This is a genomic window from Enterobacter ludwigii (assembly GCF_001750725.1).
GTDB classification, from domain to species: domain Bacteria; phylum Pseudomonadota; class Gammaproteobacteria; order Enterobacterales; family Enterobacteriaceae; genus Enterobacter; species Enterobacter ludwigii.
This window is the reverse complement of the sequence record NZ_CP017279.1, coordinates 839,141-865,192: the sequence shown is the minus strand read 5'-3', so window position 1 is coordinate 865,192 and position 26,052 is coordinate 839,141. Positions and strand designations below refer to the sequence as shown.

The window sequence follows — 26,052 nt, the reverse complement described above, 5'->3', positions numbered from 1 at the left end:
CTTAGTTAATTGAGGCCGCGCACGGAGGAGATAAACTGTTTAAGCTCAGTGGTCTGTGGGTTAGCGAACAGCGTTTTGCTGTCGCCCTGCTCCCAGACGCGCCCCTGATGCATAAACACCACGCGGTCGCCCACTTCGCGGGCAAAATTCATTTCATGGGTCACCAGGATCAGCGTCATCCCCTCAGCGGCCAGTTGTTCCAGCACCTTGAGCACTTCGCCTACCAGTTCCGGATCGAGCGCGGAAGTTATCTCGTCACAGAGTAAAACTTTAGGCGACATCGCCAGAGCACGAGCAATCGCCACGCGCTGCTGCTGGCCCCCGGAGAGGCTTGACGGGTAGTAATCCAGACGGTCACCCAGCCCGACTTTCTCCAGCATGCGCTGTGCCAGCACCTGACATTCTGCTGCGCTTTTCTTCAGCACCCGACGTGGCGCGAGCATCACGTTTTCCATCGTCGTCATGTGCGGGAAAAGGTTGAAGTTCTGAAATACCATGCCGACCGAGCGGCTGATTTCACGCGCCTGGGAATCCCGGTCGGTAATGGTCATGCCGCCGAGCTTGATGCTGCCGTCCTGATACCCTTCGAGGCCGTTAATGCAGCGCAACAGCGTGCTTTTACCCGAACCGCTGCGCCCGATAATTGAAATGACCTGGCCCATGTCGATGTCCAGATCCACGCCCTTGAGCACGTGGTTATCGCCGTAGTACTTCTGCACCTGATTAATGGTGATGAGAGGCATTGAATTTAGTCTCCAGATAACGGCTGTAGCGCGACAGCGGATAACACAGAATGAAGTAGCCGAGCGCCACCAGCGCAAAGACTTTAAACGGCTGATAGGTCACGTTGGTCAGCATCGTCCCGGCCTTGGTCAGCTCGATAAAACCGATAATGGATGCCAGCGCGGTCCCCTTAATCACCTGCACGGCGAACCCCACCGTTGGGGCGATGGCGATGCGTAACGCCTGGGGAGCCACCACGCGAAACAGCGTCTGGCCGAAGGTCAGCCCCAGACAGCGCGACGCCTCCCACTGCCCTTTCGGCAGCGCACGAATACTGCCAAACCAGATATCAAGCAAAAAGGCGCTGGTGTAGAACGTCAGGGCCAGCGACGCGGCGGTCCACGGCGAAACATCGATACCCAACAGCGCCACGCCGAAGAAGGCCAGGAACAGTTGCATCAGCAGCGGCGTGCCCTGAAACAGTTCGATATAGCCGCGGATAAGACGTTTTACCGTACGCCCGCCCGTGAGGCGCAACAGCAACAGCGGCAGCGTTACCGCCGCCCCGCCGACAAACGCCACCAGCGACAGCAGCACCGTCCAGCGTCCGGCGAGCAGCAGATTGCGAATAATGTCCCAGTCGGTAAAGGTGGTCATCATGCCTGTACCCCCAGCCACTTCCGTCCTGCCGCCATCATTAGCTGGCGCAGGGTAATTGACAGCACCAGGTAAATTCCGGTGGTCACCAGATAGACCTCAAAGCTCAGGAACGTTCTTGACTGAATCAGGTTGGCGGCAAAAGTCAGCTCTTCATAGGAGACCTGCGACACCACCGACGAACCGAGCATAACGATAATGCACTGGCTGACCAGCGCCGGATAAATACGCTGCAGGGCCGGTGGCAGCACCACGCGTATAAACGTTTGCAGGCGGGTAAGCCCCAGCACGCGGCCGGCCTCCCACTGTCCTTTGGGCGTAACCTGAATACCGGCACGGACAATCTCCGTGCTGTACGCACCCAGGTTGACGACCATTGCCAGCAGCGCCGCTTCGCCCGCCGTCATCTTCAGCCCCAGATTCGGCAGACCGAACACAATGAAAAACAGCTGCACGACAAAGGGCGTGTTGCGGATAATCTCCACGTAGCCGCCCCAGATCCGGCTGAACCACGTCGTCCGGCCGCTGCGAATCGCCGCCCCGAAAATACCGATCGCCAGCCCGCCGAGGGTTGCCATCACCGTCAGTTGAATGGTGACCCACAGCCCTGCCAGCAGCGACGGCCAGTACGGCCAGAGCGCAGAGAAATGGAGTTGCTCTGTCATCGCCTTACACGCCCAGGCTTGCCGGCAACGGCGCTTTCAGCCACTGCTCAGAGAGGCTATTCAGGGTGCCGTCTTTAATTCCCTGCTCGATCACCGCATCAACTTTCGCTTTCAGCGCCGGTTCGTTTTTCTTCAGCCCGATAAAGCACGGCGAGTCCTTCAGCATAAAGCTCGGAACCGGGGCTTTGGCGGCGTTCTGGCGGGAAATCGCCGCCACGACCAGATTGCCTGTCGCCACGTACTGGACCTGACCGGACAGGTAAGCCGACAGGGTGGTGTTATTGTCTTCGTAGCGTTTGACGTCTGCATCTTTCGGCGCAAGGCTGGTCAGCACCATGTCCTCCACCGCGCCGCGCGTCACGCCAATGGTTTTTCCACTCAGCTGAGCAGCATCTTTCAGTTCAGCCCCTTTCGGGCCGAACACGCCGAGGAAGAACGGCGCATAGGCACGGCTAAAATCGATCACCTTTTCACGCTCGGCGTTTTTACCGAGGCTTGAGATCACCAGATCCACCTTATCGGTTTGCAGATACGGCACGCGGTTGGCACTGGTCACCGGCACCAGCTGCAGCTTGAGCTTCATCTGTTTTGCCAGATAGCGCGCCATGTCGATGTCGTAGCCCTGCGGCTGGAGATCGGTCCCGACTGAACCAAACGGAGGAAAATCCTGCGGGACGGCGATACGAAGAGTGCCGCGTTTCTCAATATCCTGAAGCTGGTCAGCTTTTGCTGGCAGGTTTGCAAACAGACAGACGGCCCCGGTCAGTGCAATCAATAACTTTTTCATGGTGCTTCCCCGTAACGTTAACATGAAACAAAAGATTCTTTGAATTAGATTTTGCAACTAATGTGCCAGATGAAGCGAAACGGTAAATTTTCTCTGAAGGCCTGATAAAACGAGAGCGGGGCGGAAAAGACCTCCCTTTTCCGCCCCGCTCTGTTGCACTATTTTAATGCAAAGCACCAGCCTGATGCCCCATTATCGCTGTTCCAGTTCGTCCAGTTGCTGATAAAGGGAGGCGATATCGTGGATCCGGGGGCGGCCTTTATCGAGGATTTCATGCAGGAAGGCATTAGCCAGCAGGTTGATCAGACTGTTGACCGACGAGTAGCTGTCGTACGCCGAGACGCTGTCCAGCGGGGCACAGAGCTGCCAGCTGGTCAGCGGAAACAGGCTGTGTGCCTGCGGCTCACACATCAGCAGAACCGGAATACCGCTGTGCTGAAGCTGCTGCAACAGCGGCCGTACGATCCGCGGGCGACGGCGAAACGCCATCATAATCACCAGATCGTCGGGCGTGAGATCGACCAGTTCCTCGCTCAGGCTCTGCCCCGGCTGCGGCAGCAGCAGCACCTGTCCGCGCGCCTGCAACAGCTGCTGGCGCAGGTGCAGCGCCGCCGGATAGGCGTTGCGCATCCCGATAATCACAATCCGCCGCGCCTTCACCATTGAGGCCATGGCCTCGGCAAACTGCTGAGCATCCAGAGCGTTGACCCACTGGGTGAGGTTTGCCATCTCCTGCTTATAATGCCGCGCCAGCAGAGTGTTGCCCTGCACCGCATCGCGGTTATCGGTCAGCGGCATGCCGCTCTGGCGCAGCGTGCGCAGTTCGTCGCGCATCTCTTTATACTTCTCATAGCCCAGACGCTTAAACAGACGGCTCACCGTGGCTTTCGACACCCCGCTCAACTGCGCCAGCTCGGCGCTGTTATAACTAATGAGGTCGTCGAAATGATCAAAAATAAAATCAGCCACCCGTTGCTCCTGCGGTGACAACGACGCGTATTGCGCTTTCAGACGTTCATCAAGCTGTTCCATAAAGCCTCTGTAACTTTTGTTTCACCTCACTATACCTTTCATTAAGCATGCCAGCTTCTTAAAACGTTATGTTACGACTGACGTGAAACTTTTCATTCATAACTGGAACAGCTTTTGCAGCACCTTGTGACTTTTGGGTTATGAGGACTCTCCATGCAAAGTAATGTCTCCGTACACGGAATGGCCGTGGCGCCCCACCATCTTGCCAGCCAGAGCGCCCTGGCCATTCTGCGCGAAGGCGGTAGCGCGATTGAGGCAATGGTCGCCGCCGCCGCAACCATTGCCGTGGTTTACCCGCACATGAACGGTCTCGGTGGGGACGGTTTCTGGCTTATCGTGCCGCCCGATGGCGAACCGGTTGCCATTGACGCCAGCGGCGCAGCTGGCTCACTGGCGACGCTTGCCGCCTATGACGATGTCTCTCAGATCCCCCATCGCGGGCCTCGTGCGGCGCTGACCGTGGCGGGAACGGTGAGCGGCTGGGACGAAGCACTGAAGGTTTCGCGCACGCTGACGGGCACCGCTCTTCCCCTGAATCGCCTGCTGGCAGACGCCATTGACTATGCCCGAAACGGCACGCCGGTGACCGCGTCTCAGGCCGCCGCCACGGCCAGTAAGCTGGATGAACTGAAGGACCTGCCCGGCTTCGCGGAGACCTGGCTGGCTGATGGCAAACCGCCGCAGGTCGGCAGCCGGTTTTATCAACCGGCGCTGGCCTCCACGCTCTCGCACCTCGCAGAAGACGGTCTGGACAGTTTTTATCGCGGCCCGATGGCGGAGCGTCTGGCCCGGGGCATGGCAACGCTGGGGCTGCCCATCACCCTGGCTGACCTAAACGCGCATGTCGCCCGGCGCACCGCGCCGCTGAAATTACAGCATCAGCAGGGCGAAGTGTGGAACCTCGCGCCGCCAACGCAGGGGCTGGTGTCGCTGGCGATCCTCGGGATAACCGACCGCCTGTCCATGGCCGATGCTGACGAAGCGACCACCGTTCACCGCATTGTAGAGGCCACCAAGCTGGCGTTTGGTCTGCGCGATGCCCATATCACCGACCCGCGCGAGCTGAAAACCGATATCCAGGGTCTGCTGGATCCTGCCGCACTGGCCGCCCTCGCCGACCAGGTCGATGATAACCAGGCCGCACCGTGGGGCTGCGGCAAAGGCCCTGGTGATACGGTCTGGATGGGGGTGATGGATAACAGCGGTCTTGCCGTGTCGTTTATCCAGAGCATTTATCACGAGTTCGGCAGCGGCGTGGTCCTGCCTGATACCGGCATCGTCTGGCAAAACCGGGGAGCCTCATTCAGCCTCAATCCCCGTCACCTGCTGGCGCTTGCGCCAGGAAAACAACCGTTCCACACCCTGAACCCGGCAGCCGCGCGTCTGCATGACGGACGCGTCATGGTCTACGGCTCGATGGGCGGTGACGGCCAGCCGCAAACCCAGGCCGCACTGTTTACCCGCTATGTGGTGCAGGGGGTACCACTGCAGGAGAGCATCGCCCGCCCGCGCTGGTTACTGGGGCGCACCTGGGGACAGACGTCCGACACCCTGAAGGTGGAAGGCCGCTTTACGCCGCAGACCGTCGCGCGCCTGCAGGCGCTGGGCCACGACGTGGAGTGCTTCCCGGCATTCAGCGAAGCCATGGGCCACGCGGGTGCGATTGTTCGCCATCCTAACGGGCTGTTTGAAGGGGCATTTGACCCGCGCAGCAACGGCGCCGCCGCCGGATTTTAAGGAGAGACTGATGAATACCACACAACCTGACTGGCATGCCTATCTGGCGCAAATGGAGTCCGTGCTGGGCGTTGAGCTGGATGACGCCCGCCGGGCAGAACTCCATGTGCAGTTCTGCCGTATCGCGGCGATGGCCGCCCCGCTGATGGCGCTGCCGTTTGATGACCGTCTGGAGATCGCAGGAGTATACAAAGCATGACGCTACACGAGATGAGTATCAGTGAGATCCAGCAGGCGCTGAGTGCAGGCGACCTGAGCGCCCATGACATCGCCCGCCAGACCCTGGAAGCCATTACGCGCATCAATCCCCATATCAACGCCTGGACCACCGTCACGGAAGAACGCATGTTGGCCGAAGCCGAGAATATCGACACCCTGCGTCGGGAGAAACGCCCTCTGCCGCCGCTGGCAGGTATTCCCTACGCGGTGAAAAACCTGTTCGACGTCGCCGGGCATACGACCCTTGCCGGTGCAGAGCTGTTCAGCCAGCGCCCCCCCGCCACCGCTGACAGCTTTGCGGTACGCCAGCTGCGCAGTGCCGGTGGCTTATTGTCGGGGATGGTCAACATGGATGCCTACGCCTACGGCTTTACGACGGAAAACACTTACTACGGCGCAACGCGTAACCCGCACGATGTGACACGCATTGCCGGAGGATCGTCCGGCGGCTCTGCCGCCGCGGTCGCTGCCGGACTGGTCCATTTTTCGCTCGGTACCGACACCAACGGGTCGATTCGCGTACCGGCCTCCCTGTGCGGAATATACGGTCTTAAGCCCACTTTTGGTCGTCTGTCACGCGCCGGCAGCCATCCGTTTGTCGCCAGTCTGGATCACATCGGGCCGTTTGCCCGTCGCGTGAGCGATCTGGCGTCGGTGTACGATGCACTGCAGGGTCGGGATACCAGCGACGAATTTCAGGCGGAGAGCTCCCGGGAGCAGACCCGGCCCCTGCTCGACCGCGGTCTGGATGGTTTGCGCTGCGCGGTGCTCGGCGGCTATTTCAGTACCTGGTGCGACAGCGACATGCGGGACGCCGTGGCGCGGGTGGCAAAAGCCCTCGACGTGCAGGAAACGTTGCAATTCCCCGATGCCGAACTGGCCCGCTCCGCGGCGTTTATCATCAGCGCCTCGGAAGGCGGAAATCAGTACCTGCCCGCGCTTCGCCGCGAGCCCGGGCGTTTTGAACCGCACTCCCGCGAGCGACTGCTGGCCGGCGCGATGATCCCTTCTGCCTGGTATATTCAGGCCCAGCGTTTTCGCACGCAGGCCCGACAGGCGTTTAAAGCGCTGTTTGCGCAGGCCGACGTGCTGATCGCCCCGGCCACGCCGCGCAGTGCAACGCGGATTGGCGAAGAGATCATGGAGATCAACGGCCAGCCGTTACCGGTTCGCGCCAGCATGGGCATGCTGACGCAGCCGATTTCGTTTTTAGGTTTACCCGTTACCACCGTCCCGCTGCGCACCGCTCAGGGCGCACCTGTTGGCCTGCAGTTGATCGCCGCACCGTTTAACGAGCAAGCCTGCCTGCGCGTGGCGCGGGTGCTGGAAGCAAGCGGAATAACCGATGCCCGGCCAGCGGAGATGGCACCATGATAAATCACGATGACATTAACCTTCCGTGGGTCGTTGCAGAAGTGACCGCAGCCTTTTACCGCTATGAAGACGCGCTGGTAAGCAACAACATTCCGGTGCTGGATGAGCTGTTCTGGCACGACAAAAACACGGTGCGTCTCGGTGCGGGCGAAAACCTGTACGGCATTGAGGAAATCCGCGCCTTTCGGGCGGCGCGCCCGTCCGCGGGTCTGCAAAGGACGTTGCGCCATACGGTAATCACCACCTTCGGAGAGGATTACGCCGTGTGTAGCACCGAATTCACCCGCGAAGGAACGGAGCGGATTGGCCGCCAGCAGCAGACATGGGTACGCTTCCCGTACGGCTGGCGGATTGTGGCGGCGCAGGTGAGCGTGATGGCGTAATGTTAATAACCCTGCCCGGTGGCGCTTTTCCCCTCAGATAAGCAGCAGGCCGGGACAGGCGTCACCGCCCGCCCGGCGCACTGCTGGATCGTTATTGTTGAAACGGGTGCACTTCACGCCAGTGATCGGCTATCTGCTGGCGGGTACAGACCCATACCCGATCGTGCTGCGCAAGGTAATCGAGGAACCGCTGCAGAGCACGAAAACGCCCCGGACGCCCCAGCAGACGGCAATGCATGCCGATGGACATCATCTTCGGCGCACGTTCCCCTTCTTCGTACAACACGTCAAAGCTGTCTTTCAGGTAGGTATAAAACTGCTCGGCGGTGTTGAACCCCTGCGCGGTCGCGAAGCGCATGTCGTTGGCATCCAGCGTATACGGCACAATCAGGTGGGGTTTGCGCGTGCCGTCGCTGCACGCCACTTGCGTCCAGAACGGTAAATCGTCGCCATAGTAGTCGCTGTCATAGTCAAAGCCCCCATGCTCCACTACCAGCTGGCGGGTGTTTGGGCTGTCACGCCCGGTGTACCAGCCGGCAGGCGGTTTGCCAAACAGGTCAGTCAGGACATGCACCGCCTTGTGCAGGTGCTCGCGCTCCTGGTTGATATCCATACTTTGATAGTGGATCCAGCGCCAGCCGTGGCTGACCACGTCATAATCAGCCGCTTTGATGGCGTCAACGATATCGGGATGTCGCGCCAGCGCCATTGCCACGCCAAAGACCGTCAGCGGCAGGCCACGCTTGCAGAATTCGTTATGGATCCGCCAGAACCCAGCGCGGCTGCCGTATTCATAGAGGGAGTCCATCGACATGTGTCTGTCCGGATAACTGGCCGCACCGATGATGTCCGAGAGGAATTGTTCTGAGCCGGCATCACCGTGCAGAACGTGGTTTTCCGCCCCTTCTTCGTAATTGAGTACAAACTGCACGGCGATGCGCGCCTGGTTCGGCCACTGCGCGTGCGGCGGCTTGCCTGCATAGCCGCGTAAGTCCCGCGGATAATCTTCGTTAAAAAGCGCCATTATCACCCCCTCAATTAAAATGGATTCAGTGCCTGAAAGTGTCCGCTCAACGCTTTTTTCTCCGGGAAAGCCAGGTCCCCGTGCTTGCTGGTTGACAGCCCCAGCGCCACCAGCGACTCGACCATTTTCACCGCCGCGCTGACGCCGTCGATCACCGGCACGTGCAGCTCGCGCGTCAGCTCCTGCGCCAGCGTCGCCATTCCACCGCAGCCGAGCACAATCGCGCCGCAGCCATCTTCTTTCAGCGCCTGGATGCAGCGCGCGCGCACCTTCTCCTGAGCAAGGCCGCTACCGTCTTCCAGTGCCAGCACCGGCAGATCGATGGCATGCAGGGCTGCACAGTGGTCCTGGAAACCATACTGGTGCAACAGATGACGGGCGATAATCCGCGTGCGCGGCAGCGTAGTCACAACGGAAAAGCGTGTTGCCACCAGCGTGGCCATATGCATCGCAGCTTCTGCGATACCGATGACCGGCCCCTGCGCCAGCTCGCGCGCCGCCAGCAGGCCGGGGTCACCAAAGCAGGCAATCACGTGTCCATCCACGCCCTGTTGCCGTCCGCGTTTTATCTGTTCGAGAACGCCCACGGCGGCGATGGCCTCATCAAAATGACCTTCTATCGAGGGCACACCTGCGCTCGGGCAGACGGCGAGGATCTCCGTTCCCGGTGCTGCTACCGCGCGGGCTGCGGCGCCGATGGTTTCCGTCATCGCGAGGCTGGTGTTGGGGTTAATCACTTGTATACAAACAGACGACATTACGACTCCTTGTGGCTGGCGAACAGCCGGGCAAAATCAGGCAGGCACTCACCGGCCCGTTCGAAACAGAGGCTGGCGACAATATGTTCAAAATGGTGCATTAAGGCCTCACTCAGGGGCTGGAGCGCCTTCTGGCGCAAGAGTTCCACCAGTTGCTCGTGGTCATTGCAGCGGCAGCCCTGACGCCACGGCGCGCCCCAGGCTGCGATCACCAGCGACGACCGCTGGCTCAGTCCGGTCACCATCTCTGTCAGCACCTGATTGCCTGAAATGGCCTGAAGCTGAATATGGAAATTGGCGGAGTGGCGGATTGCGGCGGGACCGTCATACGCTTCGTGCGCCTGCTGCTCCTGGCGAATAATCCCTTCCAGTGCAGCCAGATGCGGCGGCTGACAGTGGGCCAGCACGTCTGGCAGGTTAGCCACCTCAAGCAGAGCGCGCGTGCGGAAGATCTGCTGCGCCTCTTCTACCGTCGGGCTGGCCACGTGTGCACCACGTTTGGGCGTTAAGGTGACCATTTGCACAGCGGCGAGTCGTTGCAGCACCTTGCGAATACCGGTGCGGCTCACGCCGAAGACCTCAGCCAGCGCCTCTTCAGGCAATTTACTTCCCGGGAGCAACTGATGTTCGACTATCGCGGTCATCAGCGCCTGAAAGATGGATTCATCTTTGTCATGCAGGTCTGGCGCGGTCTGCAGGCTGTTTATGTTGTTCATTAACCACTCCGATTTTTACTTTTCGCTATCGAATCGTATACATAAAAATAAAATATTGCATACAAGATTTATTATTTTGGCCTGGATCCTGCAACACCGTCTGCACTCCCACTTAACGGGTTTTCATTCACAGGAGCAGGTTTCATGCCAAACAGACAAAACGCGCAGCACGGTACGGCCGCTGATTCCGGTGCGGTTTACAGCCCACGGCTTTGCAATGAGGATCTGGCACCGACGCGTGACCAGAACTGGAGCTGGTACAACATCTTTTCTTTCTGGATGTCGGACGTCCACAGCATGGGGGGTTATGTTGTTGCCGCGAGCTTCTTTACGCTCGGGCTGGCAAGCTGGCAGGTCTTGCTCTGCCTGCTGATAGGGATTTGCATTGTGCAGTTGTGTGCCAACCTGGTGGCGAAACCGAGTCAGATGGCAGGCGTACCCTACGCGGTGATTTGCCGTCAGGCATTTGGCGTTTTCGGGGCCAATATTCCGGCGGTGATCCGCGGGCTGATTGCTTTCGCATGGTACGGCATTCAGACCTACCTGGCCGCCAACGCGCTGATGCTGGTGGCGCTTAAGTTCTGGCCTTCACTCGCGACGCTCACCACCGGTTCGTTCCTGGGCCTGTCGCATCTTGGCTGGATCTGTTTCGCTATCATGTGGGTGCTGCAGGCGATGGTCTTCTGGCACGGCATGAGCGCCATTAAGCGCTTTATTGATATCGCCGGTCCGGCGGTCTACGTAGTGATGCTGGCGCTGGCGGGATGGATTGTATACAAGACCGGTTTTGACGGCATCTCCTTTACCCTCGCCAGCAAATCCCTGAGCGCCGGTGAGCAGACCTGGCAGATGATCACCGCCACGGCGCTGGTGGTCTCTTACTTCTCCGGCCCGCTGCTCAATTTTGGTGACTTCTCCCGCTACGGTAAAAGCATGGGAGAGATCCGCCGCGGTAACCGCTGGGGTCTGCCGTTTAACTTCCTGCTGTTCTCCATCGTTACCGTGGTGATTGTGTCGGGTACGCAATCGCTGTTTGGCCGCATGATCACTGACCCGATTGAAACCGTCAGCCGTGTGGGCAACGATCTGGCCGTGGCCATTGGCTTGCTGACCATGATCACCGCCACCATCGGGATCAACATCGTGGCGAACTTCGTCTCCCCGGCGTTTGATTTCTCTAACTGTTCACCGCAAAAAATCAGCTTCCGCACCGGGGGGATGATCGCCGCCGTCGGCTCTATCCTGTTAACCCCGTGGAACCTGTTTAACTCGCCGGAGCTTATCCACTACACTCTGGACGTGCTCGGGGCATTTATTGGCCCGCTGTTCGGGATTCTGATTGCCGATTTTTACCTGATTAAGCGCGGCAAGGTCTCCGTAGACGATCTGTTTGATGACACGCCAAAAGGCAAATACTGGTATCGCAACGGTTTCAACCCGAAAGCCATCGGCGCGCTGGTCCCATCCGTTGCCGTTGGACTGGTGATAAGCTTTATTCCCTCCCTGCATGAAGTGGCAAACTTTAGCTGGTTTATCGGCGTCTTCCTGGGCGGGGTCACCTACCGCTGGCTGGCGCGGGAAGAGCGTGAAGCGGCAGGCGCCTCGTCGTACAGCCCCCGCGTGGCAACGCAAAAAGAGTAACCCTTCCTCCGGGCCGCAGTTCCTCTGCGGCCTTTTTCATTCTGGCACCGTTTTTGCTCAGTCTCATCACCCCGCTACGCAAACACTAAGGCAGGAATCATGATGGACTACCAGACTGCGATCCGCTGTGCATTTTTTGATATTGCCCAGGTCTGCGACAGTGCAGACGTTATCGCCCAACAGGCGCGCTACCTTGAAGACGGGCTGTTGTTCATCCATAACGGCAAAATTCTGGCGCAGATGGCCTGGCAGGAGGGCGAGCAGTATCTTGATCCCTACAAAGGGTACACCGACCTGCGCGGCAAACTGCTGCTCCCGGGTTTTGTCGATACCCACGTCCATTACCCGCAGACGGAGATGATTGGCGCTTTTGGTGAGCAGCTGCTGGAGTGGCTGACCACCTACACGTTCCCGGTAGAAAGCCAGTTTGCCGATGAGGCCTATGCGAAAGAGATTGCGGCGTTTTTCATCAACCAACTGGTCAGCCACGGCACCACCACCGCGCTGGTGTTTTGTACGCTGCATCCTGAATCGGTCGAGGCGCTGTTCACCGAGGCCCTGCGCCTTAACATGCGCCTTATCGCCGGCAAGGTGATGATGGACCGCCACACGCCTGACTACCTGAGTGAAACCGCGAAAGAGAGCTACCGGCAGACGCGCGAGTTGATCCAGCGCTGGCACCACCGTGGACGGTTGGGCTACGCCATTACGCCACGCTTTGCCCCGACCTCCTCACCGGAACTGCTGGCCGCGGTCAGCCTGCTCAGAGAGGAGTTTCCCGACACGTGGATGCAGACCCATCTGAGCGAAAACCCAAATGAAGTGGCCTGGGTAAGCGATCTGTGGCCGGAACATGAACGTTATCTGGATGTGTATCATCATTACGGGCTGACCGGCGAACGCAGCGTGTTTGCCCATGGGATCCACCTCCATGAGAGCGAATGGCGCTGTCTGCACGATACCGGCTCGGCGGTGGCGTTTTGCCCCACCTCGAACCTGTTTCTTGGCAGCGGACTGTTCCGCTTACCCGCCTGCTGGCAACACCAGGTACGTATGGGCATTGGCACCGATGTGGGTGCCGGAACCACCTTCAGCATGCTGCGCACCCTCGGGGAGGCGTACAAGGTGGGTCAGCTGCAGAGCTACCGCCTGCGCGCCAGCGAAGCGTTTTATCACGCCACGCTGGGCGGCGCTCACGCCCTGAGGCTGGACGATAAAATTGGCAATTTCGCCCCCGGCAAAGAGGCCGATTTTATCGTCATCGACCCGGCCGTTACGCCGCTACAGCGCCTGCGTAACCGGCGCTGTCAGGACATTTATGAGCAGCTGTTTGTGCTGATGACCCTGGGCGACGAGCGCAATATTAGCGAGACCTGGGTCAACGGTGTGCAGGTGTGGTCAACTGCCGCGGTAGGTTGACCACCCGCCCGGCGCAATCACAAACGGCAGGTGGAAGTGCTCGTCTGCCGTTTCTCCCGTCACAAAATCGATCTGTGCGCAGGGGTAAAGCGTGTCGCGGCCGGTTTCGGTGAACCAAGCCCCTATCTCGGCCACCAGCCGGTAACGTCCTGCAGGCAGGAAAGGGATAAACGCGGTGATGCGCCCCTGGGCGTTAGTAAAAGCAGTGGCCAATACGACGCCGTCCTGCTCAAGATAAACCCTTACGCCCTGCGCCGGTTTTCCCGTCGAAATATCAAGAATATGCGTGCTTAACGTACTCATTCGTCAATGACTCCTTCCAGCCGAAGCAGCGTAATTTCCCGCAGCTGTTCCAGTGCGGCCTGTACCTCCCGCGCATCGCTGTTTTCCAGCCGGGCGTTGAGGGCGCGTAAAATCTCCTCACCGCTACGGCCTTTCGCGCGGATCAAAAACACGCGTCCAAAACGGGCCTCGTAGCGAGCGTTCCCTTCCTGCAGTGCCTGTGCCAGCTGCCTGTCGCGGTTGTCGACGGCGCCCTGCTCCTGGCGCGAAAGCATCGCCTCCGCCCGGGCTCCCGTCGGTTTCTCACCAATACGCGGGTGCGCATTCAGGGCCTGCGTAAGCGCCGTTTCATCCCAAGTTTGTGCCAGCGCCCGGGCGGCGTCGAACAGTGCTTTGCGGTGTAAATAGGGCCGCCCCTGCACCAGCGCATCGGCCCAGTCGGGCAACGCCACGCAGGGCTGCAAATGCGCGAGCGCCTCTTCGTGGCTCAGTTGATTAAAAGTTTGCAGTGCAATCATACTCGCTCCCGTCATATCGTCGTTTTCTCGCTTTGCACAAACTACGCCACTCTTGCCATCCCCCATGAAACAGTCGATTCTGGATCGCACAACAGGAAATTATTGATTCATAAAAAGGCATTCTCACCGCGTTTGCGCACCTTAGCAGTGCAAAACCGCTTCAAACAACGCGCTTTTCGCCACTCTGCAGCCTGGTACGCAAATTGCTCTTCCCTTTTTACACCCTGCAAAAGGAGAGAAGCATGAGAGCAATCGTTATTGGCGCGGGCATTGGCGGCCTGAGCGCTGCTGTAGCGCTGAAGAAGGCGGGAATCGACTGTACCGTGTTTGAGGCCGTGAAAGAGATGAAGCCCGTCGGTGCGGCCATCTCCATCTGGCCCAATGGGGTGAAATGCATGCAGCACCTCGGGATGGGCGACATCATCGAGACCTACGGCGGCCCTATGCGCTTTATGGCCTATAAGGATCACCGGCGCGGCGATACCCTCACCCGCTTTAGCCTTGCCCCGCTGGTCGAGCGCACGGGCGGTCGCCCCTGCCCCGTGTCGCGTACGGAACTGCAGCGCGAAATGCTGAACTTCTGGGGGCACGAGAACGTTCAGTTCGGCAAACGCGTTGAAAGCGTCCGTGAGGACGCGGCTGGCGTCACCGTCACCTTCACCGACGGTACTACCGCGACGGGGGATTTCCTGATTGCCGCCGATGGCAGTCACTCCGCGGTTCGCCCGTACGTGCTGGGCTATACGCCCGAGCGCCGCTACGCCGGTTACGTCAACTGGAACGGGCTGGTGAAGATTGATGAAGAGATTGCCCCTGCGCACCAGTGGACCACCTTCGTCGGCGAGGGCAAGCGCGTTTCGCTGATGCCCGTCGCCGGCGGACGCTTCTATTTCTTTTTTGATGTTCCGCTCCCCCTCGGGCTGGCGGAAGATCGCACTACCCTTCGCGCCGATCTCACGGGCTATTTCCGCGGCTGGGCGCCACCGGTACAGAAGCTCATCGCCGCGCTGGATCCCGAGACCACAAACCGTATCGAAATCCACGACATTGAACCGTTCGACACCCTGGTGCGCGGCAACGTGGCGCTTCTTGGCGATGCCGCGCACAGCACCACGCCGGATATCGGCCAGGGCGGATGCGCGGCGATGGAGGACGCCGTGGTGCTGGGTGACTGCCTGCGCGAGAACCACAACATCGCACTGGCGTTGCGGCAGTACGAAGCGCTGCGCTGTGACCGGGTCCGCGACCTGGTGCTTAAGGCCCGTAAACGCTGTGATATCACGCATGGCAAAGACATGGCATTGACCCGGGCCTGGTACCAGGAGCTCAAAGAGGAGACCGGAGAGCGCATCATTAACGGTCTGTGCGACACCATTCAGGCCGGGCCTTTAGGCTGAACGCGAGAGGGACAACCATGAAAATACAACCGACTCCACCCGCCCATTGTACGTTTGAGCCAGAGGACTGGCTGCGTCTGGCAAAATGCTGGCATCCGGTTGCTCGCGCCTGCGACATCGGCGCGGCACCGGTCAAAGCCACCCTGCTCGACGAACAACTGGTTATCTACCGCGTCAAAGACCAGGTTGTGGTCGCCCGGGACGTTTGCCCGCACCGCGGCGTACCGCTGACGCTGGGCTTTCACGATGAACACGGGATAATCTGCCCTTATCATGGCTTACGCTTTGGTGAAGATGGACGCTGCAACCGCATTCCGTCCAGCCCTGACCAGCCGGTTCCCGCGAAGCTTAACCTGATTAACTATGCCGTGGAGGAGCGCTTTGGGTTGATCTGGACCTGCCTGGCGTTTGATCCCGATAACCCAATGCCGCTGCCCACCATGCCGCACTGGGATAACGACGGATTTCAGCAGATCAACTGCCCGGCGTTTGAAGTGAATGGCTTCGCCGGCCGTCAGGTGGAAGGCTTTCTGGACGTGGCGCATTTTGCCTGGATCCACACTGACACCTTTGCTGACCCCAATAATCCGCTGGTACCCCATTATCAGCCCCAGGAGACGCCGTTTGGCTTTGTTGCCGATTACTGGAGCTCGGTGAGCAACTACCCCGCCAGCTCCGATGTCCAGGCCCCAGAAGGCTTCCAGTGGCTGCGTCATTTTGAAATGCATTTACCGTTTACCGCCACGCTGACGATCCATTTTCCGGGGGAAGCCAGGCTGGTGATCATGAACGCCGCCTCGCCCGTCTCTTCACGGGTAACCCGCATGTTCGCCCCTATCGCGCGCAACTTTGACCTGCATATTCCGGTAGAGGAAGTGCACGCCTTCAATTTGCGTATTTTTGAAGAAGACCGCCTGATGGTTGAGACGCAGCGCCCGGAAAGCCTGCCACTGGATCTGACTCTGGAAGCCCATATCCCTGCGGATAAAAGCTCGATTGCCTACCGCCGGGGGCTGAAAAAAATGGGCTTCGGCGAGTTTTTCCTGGTGTGACGGAGGAACGTGATGAGCGAAATGTTAAGCGTTATTGTCGACGGTCTCTGGCGTGAGGGGGATAAGAGTCTCGCCATCAGGCTGGTGTCAGAATACGGTGAAGCCCTGCCGGGCTGGCAGCCCGGGGCGCACATTGACGTGCATCTGCCCTGCGGGCTGGTTCGCCAGTATTCGCTGACCGGCGCAAGCGACAGCGAGAGCTATCTTATTTGCGTAGGACGTGAAACCGCCTCGCGCGGCGGGTCACGCTATGTTCACGAGACGCTACGTCCGGGGCAGAAACTGCTTATCTCCTCACCGCGCAATCTGTTTGCGCTGCACGAGGCTGAACGCTTCTTGCTGCTGGCGGCAGGGATAGGCATAACGCCCTTGTATGCGATGGCCCGGCAGCTGGAGGCTTCCGGCACCCCGTTTACGCTGCACTATTACGTTAAAGAGCATGGCAACGCGGCGTTTGCACGTGAACTCATGCAATTTAAACACGGCGAGTGTGTCATCCATACCATCAGCCCGCGCACTGCGCTGGCAGAGCACATGCCCACGCCAGCGCCCGGTTTCCACGCCTGGGTCTGCGGGCCGGCAGGTTTTATGGAGAAAGTGTATCAGGTCGCCCTCGCGAAAGGCTGGGCGGAGAGCAATCTTCACAGCGAAGCATTCCAGCCCGTTATGCCCGCCGACTGTAATGAAACGGGCGAGATTTTTACAGTCAAGCTGGCATCAACCGGCGAGCGCTGGCCGGTGCCGGCGGACAAAACTATCGCGCAGGTGCTGCTGGAAAACGGCGTGGCGGTACCGCTCTCCTGTGAAATGGGGATTTGCGGCGCCTGTCTGACGCCGGTTATCGACGGCGTAGTGGATCACCGGGATAGCGTGCAGTCGGAGGCGGAGAAAAGCGCGGCAGACCAGCAGGTGGCGCTGTGCTGCTCGCGAAGCCATTCAGGGGAACTGGTGATTGGGTTGTAGAACGAAAAAACCCTGCGATATTGCTATCGCAGGGTGTTTAAATTTGGCGGGATCCACGGATAGTCAAAACAAATGGCATACAGGGTTTCGGAGAAAAAAGCATGTCCATAATCACCGATATCACCCCAAAAAACAGCAGACCAGACGATAAAACGATCCCTCATGGCAGCATAACTGGCCTGACGCTTCATCATCCTGGCAAGCAGTGGTGCCTGCTCTGCCTGACAGGTACTGAGTAAGGCATTTAGCGTGCTCATCAGTACACCTCTCCGTCGTCACTGGACACGTCTGCCACCGGGTCTGACGATGCGACACCGGTGGTACTGAAGATGGTTTCCGGCAGACGGAAATTACGCAGCTTCAGCAGTGCCAGCGGGCCTTCTCCCGCTTCGGTACGCAGGGTGTAATTGAGCGAGCGACCATCCTGTGCTTTCCAGCTCAGGCTGTAGCTGCTGCCCACGCCCGGATAGGCTTTAACGCTGGCTTCATCGAGCAGACGGATTAGGCCCCAGCGCCCCGGTATATCCGCGTACTGACGGGTCCCGGCCTGAGTACTAATCCAGCTCAGGTTCGCGCCGGGGGCTTCCGTATCTGCAGGCCACGTGAAGCGCTTCCACACCGGCATTTGATTCACGTAGGTCAGTTTCTGGCTGTCAATAATCATGTCGGTCTGCATCACGCCATCAGCGGTGCCCGGACGAAGCTCAAAGTTCATGCCAGCATTGCCTTCCGTGAAGGCCACATCCGAGATGTGGCTCAGGGTGTTGATGGCATTGAGGAATGCTGGATTAAACACCAGCCCCTGCGAATTGATGCTGTCCGGTACCCAGTGGTTGCCCTCTTTATGCAGCACGCCCTTAAGACGGGTCTGCAGGAATTGGGCGATACGCCCGGAATCGGCATTCAGATATTTAGCCAGCAGCGGCAGAGAAACATCACTGCTGGAGTTATTAAACGGATAACGGCCCCCAAATGCACTGTTCCACTCCGCCACCACCGCCTGCTGCCATTGGGTATTGAGGCTGTCGGCTGCCGGGGTCAGCACCTGCTGCCAGGCCTGCTCCATCGGGTTTACAAACACCGAGCGACCGAAGCCACTCCATTCCTGGCCCAGACCGGCGGCCATCAGGCTGCCGTAGTCACGGGTTTCGGTGAGGTCCACGGCTTTACCCTGGAATACGGTCTGGGCAATGGTCTGGGTCATTGCCTGCGGGTCGGCGGCATTGGTCACCTGCTGCAGGCGCAGACGCACCTGCGTCACGCGGGTCAGGAAGGACTGCAGACTTTGCCCCTGTACACCTGAACGGTTCTTGTCCATCAGCGCCAGTACCGGGCCAAAGGTCGCATCCAGCGGACCATGAACGCCGGCACTCTGGTCAATGGCATCATTGTTATCACCGCCGAGCAGATTTTTGGCCGATTTCACCAGGGAATCCGAAATGGCTTCGCCCGTCTGCCCGGTACGCCCCTGCACATTCAGGGTGTTCATCAGCGCAACCAGAGGTGACTGACGCACATCGGCCATCAGGGTGAGCTGGTCAATTGAATCAGACAGCGTGGTGGCCCGGTTCCATCGCAGGCTGTTCAGAAATGCCAGCCAGGCTCCGCCAAAGTCAGCAAAGTACCGCTCCGTCAGGCGCTTTTTCAGTGCTTCCGGGGAGGTTTCGTCCTGCGTTTTCGCCTGACGCCTGCCGTCAGTGAGCACCCAGTCGAGTTCGTCCCGGCGGGCCTTCACCACCTTCTCGATGGCAGGCTGCACCGCCTGCTCCCAGGCCTGGCGGATAAACATCCCCGGCACGACTTCATGAGTGCTGAACAGACGGGATGCATCGGTATCGCCGGTCATGTCTTCGAGGCGCATATCGACATACAGGTGTGCCACCCCGGAGAGCATCTTCTGGTACAGAGCCGATTCGCTGTTACGTACTCCCATCAGGCGAACCAGCAGGGAGCGGGCCTGGCTGACCATGTTTTCATCGGCACGGAGTTTCCACTCCGGGTGCGCGACCAGCTGCGCGCCCCAGAACGACAACAGAGACGGAGCCATCCCCAGCCAGACACCGTCTTTCACACCGTTACGCTTCGGCCAGTCATTCAGCAAAGCAGAGCTGAACCAGGCGGCATCCATATGCTCCGGACGCGCCAGCATCAGGTAGAGTTTGAGCTGGTCATACGTGCTTTTTGCCATCTGTTCACGCAGCGGGCTACCCGGCGGCAACGCATTAAAGGCACTGACCTGCATCTGCAAATGGTCAGCAGCCGCATCCCGCAACAGCGGCAGAGCGCTGTCCTGATAACGTGGCCAGAGGGCTGCCAGCAGGGCGTTATTCTGGCTCAGCCCAGCCTGCTCGTACCACGGCACGCCGTGTTCAGACCGGTATTGCAGACGGGCCAGCGTTTTCTGTAGCTCAGACAGCGCGTGCAGACGCTGTTCCAGCGGCTGGTTTTGTCGTGCGGCAAGTGCAGCCTGGGCATTCGCACCGTCAATCTGGCTGCGGTTGGTCACGTACGCTGTCCCCATCCACGCCGCCCAGCCCACCATTGCCACGGCGACAGCAGATGCCAACAGCTTACGCCATGGAATGCCTGGCTTGCGCGGACGCAGTCCGGCAGGAAGTGTCCGGACTGACTCCGGCAGAACCTCCCAGCGATTATCCATGCCCCAGTGATGCGCCACTGCGCGCTCAGCCCCCGCAGAAGGCTGGCTGAACACCACACCGGCCAGCGGCAGCGGTCGGTACGGATTGAGCATCACCGACAGCGGTGTGGTCACGCTCTGTGGCTCACGAATGAGCTGGTCGGCAAGCGCCAGTAAGAAGTTATGTTTCACTTCACCGCAGGTCTGCTGCAGGCCCAGTGAGGTCAGTTCCGGCGCCAGGGCGGAGAGTTGCTCTGCCAGTCCTTCGGTGCGACAACCGGCAGGCAACAGACAGCCGGCTGCCTGTACAACCCGTCCTTCCGGCTTACCTGCTCGCGGGTGCAGGGACCAGACATACAGCGGGATCTGCCAGCCAAGCGCTTCCATACGTGCGCTGATGGCGTGAGACAGGGAATCCATGGTGCTTTCAGACGGTACCGGCAGCGGCAGCTCCAGCCCAGGTGCTGACAGCTGGTCAAAGGCCGAGGTGACCCACACCATGCCATCCACCGGACGGCAGCGCAGTTTGCGCAGTGCGGTCAGCCAGGCACTGTCTGCTGGCGTGTTGAGGTCACCGCCCCACAGCAACAGCGTGCCACGGTCTTCCTGCCAGAGCTGAACTGTGAGATCCGGAGTCAGTTTCTCCACCTCAGTGACGGTGCCAGTGACCAGCAGGATGCGTGTTTTACGGCCCCAGCGTGGACCGTAGAGGTTACGCATGGCGTCACGGATGGTATCAACGGTGACATTGCGTGGTGGAGTCCGGGCAACTCTTGATTCATCAGAAGGCAATGCATTGTTCTTCTGTTCCCGCCAGCGATGATATCTTTCCTTCATAAACCGGAACATGAACGGCGTATAGAAAACAATCAGCAGGACTATCCATACGGCAACGAATGCAAGCACTTGCATTGGTCGGGTATCAAGGCCATGCGAGGGGCCGAAATGAAGGATCAAGGCCACTATAATCGCTGAGATGCAGGCTATTATGCCAGCAAGCCCTCCTCTGCTCCATGTACTACCCGGCATCATTATTTTCACTCCCTGAAGTAACAGTACTGACAAAACGATCAGCACCTGAGGTAAACAACCCTAAAACAGGTTTGTTGCTGACGGACACGATGTCGGCCAGTAATGTGGCTAGAAGCCACGCACTCCCGCCCCCTGGAATTCCGTTATATTTTTCCAGTACATCAATTTCCTGGGGCACCCACGGTGTCAGATGTGATTGAGACGCGGTCATTAGATCAGCAAACCCGTCATTCCAGTGCCCGTAATCACAGAACACGTTTGACGTCTGGCAGGCGATCGTTTGTGTTTCGAGGAACAACCCCATATCAGCCCTGAAATTTGTCATGTCCAGCGGCATCGGTCGCAATATGCGGGCGGAGTGTGAAAGCTGGTATTTTTCAGCAACATCATCGCTGGTAAGTACCATCGCTGCGAGTGCATCGGAATACTGTTCAGCCCCCTGATTCTGCAATATCAGGATCAAATCAATATCGAAAACGGGATTTTTAAGGCGCTCCTCGATCCAGACAAAAGAAAGGGCTTCAAAATATGAGATCGAACCTGTTAGCTCACGCCCAGGATAAATTTTTCCCCATGATTTGTGAAACCGGGTCTCGAAATCTGACGAAATCATGTCGCTCACAATGGTGACGTTGAATGGTACTGTCGCAGGCAACATTGATATCACCTCTTGTACACCGGCCAGCCCCATTTCGAGCAAAGAGGTGGAATTCACCGATTGCGCATCAAAATGGCAGGTCAGTGAAAGAAATTGCGGCGCATCTGTAGCATCTGATTTAGCAATGGCGTCAGAGGTCACTCCGGAAGGTAGCAGTATGCTGCTTCCAAGGACGGCCAGATAACGTCCAGCCCAGGCTTCCCACTGTTGCTGTCCGTATTCAGCTTCCTTCTGCAAAAACTGATGTTCATTGACTGTTCTGCCCCACAGCCATCCCCGCAAACAAAACAGAAAAAACCAGCCAAGAACCGGGCTGGATGCCAGCCACCAGATATTGAATGCAGCCAGAGCCTTAATCATGCCTGACGCATGCAGGATAAACAGCAAAACCCCCACAACTGCGGCAACACCTCCTGCTAACAGCCATCCAATAAATGATGGCTCAGGAGGCAACTCCATTGTTGTTGCTTTCGTCCTTTCCCAGCCCATTGCTTATCCTATTGTGCTGTTCTGAGCACTTGAAATGACAGTACAACCGCACTGACATTTACAGCCATCGACGACAACAGCGCGACCGTTAAAGGTGCGGTGCGGTGATCCTTCCACGATAGGATTAGTTCCATGCCCATCTACCGGACAACTCACCATATCACCCACTAATGCGGCTTTTTTTCCGTCGACAGTAATGTTGGAAGAGGCGGAGATCACTTTTCCGCCGTGAGAAGTTTTGTCACCAAGCAAAACCAAGCCTTTTGTCATGTTGAATCCTCGAAAAAAATAAACAAAAATCATTTAACTTTCATTTTATCGTTCTTATCAAAATCAGGGAAAAACGTTCTTCCAGGAGCAACACTTCTATCCGTACAAATAACATTTAGATATTCACCTTTCATTTTCTTTTCTAACCCAACAAACCTTGCTATTTCCCCCTTATCTATTTAAGGGGGGCTCATTGAACTAACATCACCAACACGCAATGATAGAAAGTCTCTCTTACCAAATAGCGATAAGCCATCCCCCCTCAACTTTTCTCTTTATATAAGGATAATGTTTAGGGGATAAATCTACATCCTCAATGACAAAGGTAAATTATCCATTACGAGAAGCATAATTATCAAAGGCGAGAGTCACACCAACCACCGTGCCAGTAACAAGAACTTTGCCAAGAAGTATCGCATCTATATACTCGATACCGAAATTGACCACACTCAACGTCCATTTACATGAACCACCACCAGCCATAGCAACTTTTGCTATCAAAATATCCCCGCTATCTTGCCGCATGAAGCCCCCAATAACGTTATAGCTTGGCTCTGTGATACTTGAGCCATCAAATCCACTGATTCTTTTTTTCATGCATTCATGCGAGATGTATCTGACCTCAAGCGGAAACTGTTTAGTGTAATGAGAGGGATTGTGAATTTCTATGGCTATAAAATTGGCATCTACAGGCGGCAAGAGTACTCAATTGATCACTCGGCCGCCCCCTCCAACCATAAAAACTGCCAGAAGCAGCATCATTAACTTTATCTTAGTAAGCAAAATCACGTCTCCCTCAAAGAGGGAAAACAAAGTTGATCAGCAGATTATTTCCCACCAGATCCGTTGACTTTGCTAAAATCAGGTGTTGTGTTTTTTGATGAAATGACGCTCCCATCTGGATAGACAAAAGAGTACATAGCTTCTTTCCCCTTCTTATTAGGGAATATCATCAATACTTTTTTACTTTCGTCTATAGAGGGAGTGTAATTTATTAAAACATTTTCGTTAGGTTTATAGTCCAACTTCACTTTCCAAAACGCATCTTCCTTACCGAAAAGGTATAATTTATCCCGCATAGTAGACTGTGGGCTATCATTCCATTTTTTTATAAAAGGATAGTATTTTGGAGTGTAATTCAAATCATTCCCCGCCACTGTGTCAAATTGTCCATTCCGCGCAGCATCAGCATCAAAAGCAATAGTTACACCAACCGCAGTTCCAGGTACTAAATCATTCCCAAGATGTGTAGCATCTATATATTCAATACCCACATTAATTGCGCTTAAGCTCCATACACACTCCCCCCCGCCAGTAATAGCGACTGTACCTTTCCATTTATCACCATTCTGCTGTTGTAAAGGTACTTTAATAACGTTATAGCTTAATTCCGCATCCACAGAACCATCAAATCCGTTCACTCTTTTTTTCTGGCATTCACGTGAAATATATCTAACTTCAAGAGGAAATGGTCTTGTGTATTTTGAAGGATTACTAACCTCAACAGTCACCCATTTGGTATCCGCTGGAGGGGAAATTGCATTGCTTGTGGCATGACTACAACCTCCGACTATAAAAAAGACAAGCGGTAAAAAAATTAATTTGTTTTTATTAAGCATTTTCAATCACCTCATCACCATAAATGGCAAATCGAACTAGCGCATCATTCCCATAAGATTCAGACAGAGTAGGCGATAGTGATGCCTTCAATAACCCTTCTATGCCAAGGAATATCTCATTTCTTTCATATTCCTTTTCAGGAATTTCATCTTTATGTTCCGACATTTGCTCTTTAAAACGATCTACATTATATAGATGCTCAGTAAAATTCCGGTTCTCAACCAATCCTTCGTTATCTATTAGTTCCAATAACTTATTATTCATGTAAGGCATATACGACGTCATGAAATGATCGCCAAATGTTAAATCTGCTCCACGGTCGGGGTTTTGTCCTTCAGGAAAAATCTCTTCCAGCTTGCTAGCCGTTAGTGACCCTCTGAACTCCTTTTGTTTACGGCCTGCAGTTTGCATCTCTTGGTCCGACAAAGAAGGAACAAGATATAATTTAGCTTTTATCGGAAGAAGCCTTTTTAAATTTATGCAACCAGCAGGTACGGGCAAACTTGTTTTACATTCTTGCCACTCACGACTTTGTGTCGCAGTTAGAAATACAACTGGATTACCATGGTGCCAAAAGCAATCCCCCCAAGATATAGCTTGGTAAGCCAGAAGTTCTCCAATAGACCACAGCATCCCTAAAGTTTTCCCAAGTGGTCCCCAGAGGTTATATAACGCATTATCTAGACTCGCTTCGGGTGGAACTGCTGGAACGGGATCATTATCATTTACATGACGGAAATGGGTGATTTCGGATAACTGCTGAACTGCCTCCTTGGTAAAGGTACGGGGCATACCATATGTGTAGAGCAAAGGTTTTTCAGACTTTAGTGCAGCAGAGTAAATTAATGCAAGCGCTCCCCCCAAACTATGGCCGCAAACAAATAAATTTCGTGCTCTAATTAAAGTTAAGAGCTCATCAAACTCAGAAGAAAAAAGCCTTTCAGATCTACTATATCCACTTAGGAATCCATCGTGCACTTTTCCAGCAGGACTCAAGTTTGTGCACATAGTTTTATTTACATCACATACCTCAGTGCTAACAGGACTAAATGCCAGATCCGTTCCGACATCATACAACCCTGCAGTCCCTCTCCATGCGACAATGACTTTATCTGTATTGTAAACATAATACAGTTGAGTATCGCCTTCTGGTTTTGCTGAGTTCCCCCCTCCAGAGGTGCTGCCACTTTTATTATCAGTCTTCGAGGTGTCTCTAGAGGTATCCATGAAAACAGGAGGATTATATCGCTCGCTAAATGGTACATCCTGCACTAGTGTATTGTAACTAAAACCGCCTTTATGGAGCTGAGGTAAACGCGATAAATCTTGGCACTGGTTTATATAAAATCGTGTTATTGATTCCGGCCGGAGTGCTTTATCATCGGCATAAGCTAGAGAGGCACTTGCTCCGAGGTTGATGGCATTTGCCATTGAATATTCATCCTGGTGATGTAATACCAACTCCCATGCTCTAAAAGGGCAAATTTCAATAATATGCCGCTTTTCAAGTTCATTTGTCCGGACGGTAAGCCCTTTGAAAGACTTGTTAGATGGAAAATGGAAGGATGGTAAGGTTTCGCCTTTATGCAATTCGATATTAGGATAACCTGAACTAAGTTCACCGACTACGGCGTAATGCCAGATATGACCGGCATCTACTGCAGGCTGTCTAACTAAAGAATCGGTTTCTGCATCTCTACCTGGGCGAAGCGCTCTCTTCTCCATTTCATTTACTAAAGCAGTCGATTCTAATTTCAGAGCTAATTCAAGTCCATGCGGCATATCAATGCGAATAAGCCCATCTGAGTCACTTTGACCTGTATACGTAAAGTTATCGACTGGCCCGGAAACAGGGTGTGAACTTTCAGCAGTCCATGGCATATTCGCCACAGGTTCGCCCTGCTCATCAACCAGTTGAAATTCTACCCAGTAGGGCTTCTGCTCTTCGCATGGAGCATGGGGGTTTTTACGGCAGAGTGAGGATACAGCTGTAGTCAT

At 56.3% G+C, this 26,052-nt stretch carries 24 protein-coding genes and 2 pseudogenes; 9 read left to right on the top strand and 17 right to left on the bottom strand.

Annotated features, from left to right (window positions below):
* Positions 1-5: 5 nt before the first annotated feature.
* From BH714_RS04005 to hpxU, 5 genes are all read right to left on the bottom strand, one after another.
* On the bottom strand, positions 6-743 hold the full coding sequence (locus tag BH714_RS04005) for an amino acid ABC transporter ATP-binding protein (protein ID WP_040017103.1): 738 nt from the start codon (positions 741-743) through the stop codon (positions 6-8).
* Positions 724-1,380 carry an amino acid ABC transporter permease gene (locus BH714_RS04000; RefSeq protein WP_025204495.1) on the bottom strand — a complete coding sequence of 219 codons (657 nt, stop codon included), beginning with the start codon at positions 1,378-1,380 and terminating at the stop codon, positions 724-726. The genes BH714_RS04005 and BH714_RS04000 overlap by 20 nt, the downstream gene beginning before the upstream one ends.
* A complete protein-coding gene (locus tag BH714_RS03995; RefSeq protein WP_040017102.1) occupies positions 1,380-2,045 on the bottom strand; it encodes an amino acid ABC transporter permease in 666 nt (221 codons plus the stop codon). Before BH714_RS03995 ends, BH714_RS04000 begins: the two co-directional genes overlap by 1 nt.
* Before the next feature lie 4 nt (positions 2,046-2,049).
* The gene (locus tag BH714_RS03990) at positions 2,050-2,832 is read right to left on the bottom strand and encodes a transporter substrate-binding domain-containing protein (protein WP_020884739.1); all 783 of its coding nucleotides are present in this window, start codon (positions 2,830-2,832) and stop codon (positions 2,050-2,052) included.
* Between the two features lie 192 nt (positions 2,833-3,024).
* On the bottom strand, positions 3,025-3,864 hold the full coding sequence (gene hpxU / locus BH714_RS03985; RefSeq protein ID WP_020884740.1) for a MurR/RpiR family transcriptional regulator HpxU: 840 nt from the start codon (positions 3,862-3,864) through the stop codon (positions 3,025-3,027).
* Positions 3,865-4,017: 153 nt separating this feature from the next.
* On the opposite strand from hpxU, the gene hpxW reads away from it, so the two are divergent.
* Genes hpxW through hpxZ form a run of 4 tightly spaced genes read left to right on the top strand, consistent with a single transcriptional unit; the run spans position 4,018 to position 7,577 of the window.
* On the top strand, positions 4,018-5,601 hold the full coding sequence (hpxW, locus tag BH714_RS03980) for an oxamate amidohydrolase (RefSeq protein WP_040017101.1): 1,584 nt from the start codon (positions 4,018-4,020) through the stop codon (positions 5,599-5,601).
* A 10-nt stretch (positions 5,602-5,611) separates the two neighbouring features.
* Positions 5,612-5,800 (top strand): oxalurate catabolism protein HpxX, encoded by a 189-nt coding sequence (gene hpxX, locus BH714_RS03975; protein WP_020884742.1) that lies wholly within the window; start codon positions 5,612-5,614, stop codon positions 5,798-5,800.
* Entirely contained in the window at positions 5,797-7,194 is a 1,398-nt protein-coding gene (locus BH714_RS03970; RefSeq protein WP_040017100.1) for an AtzE family amidohydrolase, read from the top strand. Before hpxX ends, BH714_RS03970 begins: the two co-directional genes overlap by 4 nt.
* A complete protein-coding gene (gene hpxZ, locus BH714_RS03965; RefSeq protein WP_032677834.1) occupies positions 7,191-7,577 on the top strand; it encodes an oxalurate catabolism protein HpxZ in 387 nt (128 codons plus the stop codon). Before BH714_RS03970 ends, hpxZ begins: the two co-directional genes overlap by 4 nt.
* Positions 7,578-7,668: 91 nt before the next feature.
* Here the strand turns inward: hpxZ and puuE are convergent.
* From puuE to BH714_RS03950, 3 genes and pseudogenes are all read right to left on the bottom strand, one after another.
* Positions 7,669-8,586 (bottom strand): annotated as a pseudogene (puuE, locus tag BH714_RS03960) (allantoinase PuuE); the annotation flags it as partial.
* Positions 8,489-9,359: pseudogene (locus BH714_RS03955) on the bottom strand (aspartate/glutamate racemase family protein); the annotation flags it as partial. The pseudogenes BH714_RS03955 and puuE, both read right to left, overlap by 98 nt.
* Positions 9,359-10,075, bottom strand: coding sequence for a GntR family transcriptional regulator (locus tag BH714_RS03950; protein ID WP_020884746.1), 717 nt, complete (start codon positions 10,073-10,075; stop codon positions 9,359-9,361). The pseudogene BH714_RS03955 and the gene BH714_RS03950, both read right to left, overlap by 1 nt.
* Positions 10,076-10,219: 144 nt before the next feature.
* On the opposite strand from BH714_RS03950, the gene BH714_RS03945 reads away from it, so the two are divergent.
* Both BH714_RS03945 and guaD read left to right on the top strand, forming a co-directional pair.
* Positions 10,220-11,716 (top strand): NCS1 family nucleobase:cation symporter-1, encoded by a 1,497-nt coding sequence (locus BH714_RS03945; RefSeq protein WP_020884747.1) that lies wholly within the window; start codon positions 10,220-10,222, stop codon positions 11,714-11,716.
* Positions 11,717-11,815: 99 nt separating this feature from the next.
* The gene (gene guaD, locus BH714_RS03940) at positions 11,816-13,135 is read left to right on the top strand and encodes a guanine deaminase (protein ID WP_040017098.1); all 1,320 of its coding nucleotides are present in this window, start codon (positions 11,816-11,818) and stop codon (positions 13,133-13,135) included.
* Here the strand turns inward: guaD and uraH are convergent.
* Positions 13,115-13,438 carry a hydroxyisourate hydrolase gene (uraH, locus tag BH714_RS03935; protein WP_014169459.1) on the bottom strand — a complete coding sequence of 108 codons (324 nt, stop codon included), beginning with the start codon at positions 13,436-13,438 and terminating at the stop codon, positions 13,115-13,117. The genes guaD and uraH overlap by 21 nt on opposite strands.
* A complete protein-coding gene (gene uraD / locus BH714_RS03930) occupies positions 13,435-13,935 on the bottom strand; it encodes a 2-oxo-4-hydroxy-4-carboxy-5-ureidoimidazoline decarboxylase (RefSeq protein ID WP_040017097.1) in 501 nt (166 codons plus the stop codon). The genes uraH and uraD overlap by 4 nt, the downstream gene beginning before the upstream one ends.
* A gap of 242 nt (positions 13,936-14,177) precedes the next feature.
* On the opposite strand from uraD, the gene hpxO reads away from it, so the two are divergent.
* Genes hpxO through BH714_RS03915 form a run of 3 tightly spaced genes read left to right on the top strand, consistent with a single transcriptional unit; the run spans position 14,178 to position 17,347 of the window.
* Positions 14,178-15,332, top strand: coding sequence for an FAD-dependent urate hydroxylase HpxO (hpxO, locus tag BH714_RS03925; protein WP_040017096.1), 1,155 nt, complete (start codon positions 14,178-14,180; stop codon positions 15,330-15,332).
* A 17-nt stretch (positions 15,333-15,349) separates the two neighbouring features.
* A complete protein-coding gene (hpxD, locus tag BH714_RS03920; protein WP_032677828.1) occupies positions 15,350-16,384 on the top strand; it encodes a molybdenum cofactor-independent xanthine hydroxylase subunit HpxD in 1,035 nt (344 codons plus the stop codon).
* A 12-nt stretch (positions 16,385-16,396) separates the two neighbouring features.
* Complete coding sequence (locus tag BH714_RS03915) at positions 16,397-17,347, top strand: PDR/VanB family oxidoreductase (RefSeq protein ID WP_040017095.1); 951 nt, start codon at positions 16,397-16,399, stop codon at positions 17,345-17,347.
* 23 nt (positions 17,348-17,370) lie between these two features.
* On the opposite strand, the gene BH714_RS03910 is transcribed toward BH714_RS03915, so the two are convergent.
* The 7 genes from BH714_RS03910 to BH714_RS03885 form a co-directional block, all read right to left on the bottom strand.
* Positions 17,371-17,604, bottom strand: a complete 234-nt coding sequence (locus BH714_RS03910) for a hypothetical protein (RefSeq protein WP_040017094.1) — start codon at positions 17,602-17,604, stop codon at positions 17,371-17,373.
* Positions 17,604-21,017 (bottom strand): ImcF-related family protein, encoded by a 3,414-nt coding sequence (locus tag BH714_RS03905; RefSeq protein ID WP_040017093.1) that lies wholly within the window; start codon positions 21,015-21,017, stop codon positions 17,604-17,606. The genes BH714_RS03910 and BH714_RS03905 overlap by 1 nt, the downstream gene beginning before the upstream one ends.
* Positions 21,004-22,164: a hypothetical protein gene (locus tag BH714_RS03900; RefSeq protein ID WP_040017092.1), complete on the bottom strand. Its 1,161-nt coding sequence runs from the start codon at positions 22,162-22,164 to the stop codon at positions 21,004-21,006. Before BH714_RS03900 ends, BH714_RS03905 begins: the two co-directional genes overlap by 14 nt.
* 3 nt (positions 22,165-22,167) lie before the next feature.
* Positions 22,168-22,434, bottom strand: a complete 267-nt coding sequence (locus BH714_RS23425) for a PAAR domain-containing protein (RefSeq protein WP_072040331.1) — start codon at positions 22,432-22,434, stop codon at positions 22,168-22,170.
* A 330-nt stretch (positions 22,435-22,764) separates the two neighbouring features.
* Complete coding sequence (locus tag BH714_RS24255; protein ID WP_052445442.1) at positions 22,765-23,031, bottom strand: hypothetical protein; 267 nt, start codon at positions 23,029-23,031, stop codon at positions 22,765-22,767.
* 230 nt (positions 23,032-23,261) lie between these two features.
* Entirely contained in the window at positions 23,262-24,053 is a 792-nt protein-coding gene (locus BH714_RS03890; protein WP_040017091.1) for a hypothetical protein, read from the bottom strand.
* A complete protein-coding gene (locus BH714_RS03885) occupies positions 24,046-26,052 on the bottom strand; it encodes a lipase family protein (RefSeq protein ID WP_040017090.1) in 2,007 nt (668 codons plus the stop codon). The genes BH714_RS03890 and BH714_RS03885 overlap by 8 nt, the downstream gene beginning before the upstream one ends.

Coding starts and splice junctions, on each gene's coding strand:
- BH714_RS04005 (WP_040017103.1), bottom strand. CDS start 743: ATGCCTCTCATCACCATTAATCAGGTGCAGAAGTACTACGGCGATAAC.
- BH714_RS04000 (WP_025204495.1), bottom strand. CDS start 1,380: ATGACCACCTTTACCGACTGGGACATTATTCGCAATCTGCTGCTCGCC.
- BH714_RS03995 (WP_040017102.1), bottom strand. CDS start 2,045: ATGACAGAGCAACTCCATTTCTCTGCGCTCTGGCCGTACTGGCCGTCG.
- BH714_RS03990 (WP_020884739.1), bottom strand. CDS start 2,832: ATGAAAAAGTTATTGATTGCACTGACCGGGGCCGTCTGTCTGTTTGCA.
- hpxU (WP_020884740.1), bottom strand. CDS start 3,864: ATGGAACAGCTTGATGAACGTCTGAAAGCGCAATACGCGTCGTTGTCA.
- hpxW (WP_040017101.1), top strand. CDS start 4,018: ATGCAAAGTAATGTCTCCGTACACGGAATGGCCGTGGCGCCCCACCAT.
- hpxX (WP_020884742.1), top strand. CDS start 5,612: ATGAATACCACACAACCTGACTGGCATGCCTATCTGGCGCAAATGGAG.
- BH714_RS03970 (WP_040017100.1), top strand. CDS start 5,797: ATGACGCTACACGAGATGAGTATCAGTGAGATCCAGCAGGCGCTGAGT.
- hpxZ (WP_032677834.1), top strand. CDS start 7,191: ATGATAAATCACGATGACATTAACCTTCCGTGGGTCGTTGCAGAAGTG.
- BH714_RS03950 (WP_020884746.1), bottom strand. CDS start 10,075: ATGAACAACATAAACAGCCTGCAGACCGCGCCAGACCTGCATGACAAA.
- BH714_RS03945 (WP_020884747.1), top strand. CDS start 10,220: ATGCCAAACAGACAAAACGCGCAGCACGGTACGGCCGCTGATTCCGGT.
- guaD (WP_040017098.1), top strand. CDS start 11,816: ATGATGGACTACCAGACTGCGATCCGCTGTGCATTTTTTGATATTGCC.
- uraH (WP_014169459.1), bottom strand. CDS start 13,438: ATGAGTACGTTAAGCACGCATATTCTTGATATTTCGACGGGAAAACCG.
- uraD (WP_040017097.1), bottom strand. CDS start 13,935: ATGATTGCACTGCAAACTTTTAATCAACTGAGCCACGAAGAGGCGCTC.
- hpxO (WP_040017096.1), top strand. CDS start 14,178: ATGAGAGCAATCGTTATTGGCGCGGGCATTGGCGGCCTGAGCGCTGCT.
- hpxD (WP_032677828.1), top strand. CDS start 15,350: ATGAAAATACAACCGACTCCACCCGCCCATTGTACGTTTGAGCCAGAG.
- BH714_RS03915 (WP_040017095.1), top strand. CDS start 16,397: ATGAGCGAAATGTTAAGCGTTATTGTCGACGGTCTCTGGCGTGAGGGG.
- BH714_RS03910 (WP_040017094.1), bottom strand. CDS start 17,604: ATGAGCACGCTAAATGCCTTACTCAGTACCTGTCAGGCAGAGCAGGCA.
- BH714_RS03905 (WP_040017093.1), bottom strand. CDS start 21,017: ATGATGCCGGGTAGTACATGGAGCAGAGGAGGGCTTGCTGGCATAATA.
- BH714_RS03900 (WP_040017092.1), bottom strand. CDS start 22,164: ATGGGCTGGGAAAGGACGAAAGCAACAACAATGGAGTTGCCTCCTGAG.
- BH714_RS23425 (WP_072040331.1), bottom strand. CDS start 22,434: ATGACAAAAGGCTTGGTTTTGCTTGGTGACAAAACTTCTCACGGCGGA.
- BH714_RS24255 (WP_052445442.1), bottom strand. CDS start 23,031: ATGAAAAAAAGAATCAGTGGATTTGATGGCTCAAGTATCACAGAGCCA.
- BH714_RS03890 (WP_040017091.1), bottom strand. CDS start 24,053: ATGCTTAATAAAAACAAATTAATTTTTTTACCGCTTGTCTTTTTTATA.
- BH714_RS03885 (WP_040017090.1), bottom strand. CDS start 26,052: ATGACTACAGCTGTATCCTCACTCTGCCGTAAAAACCCCCATGCTCCA.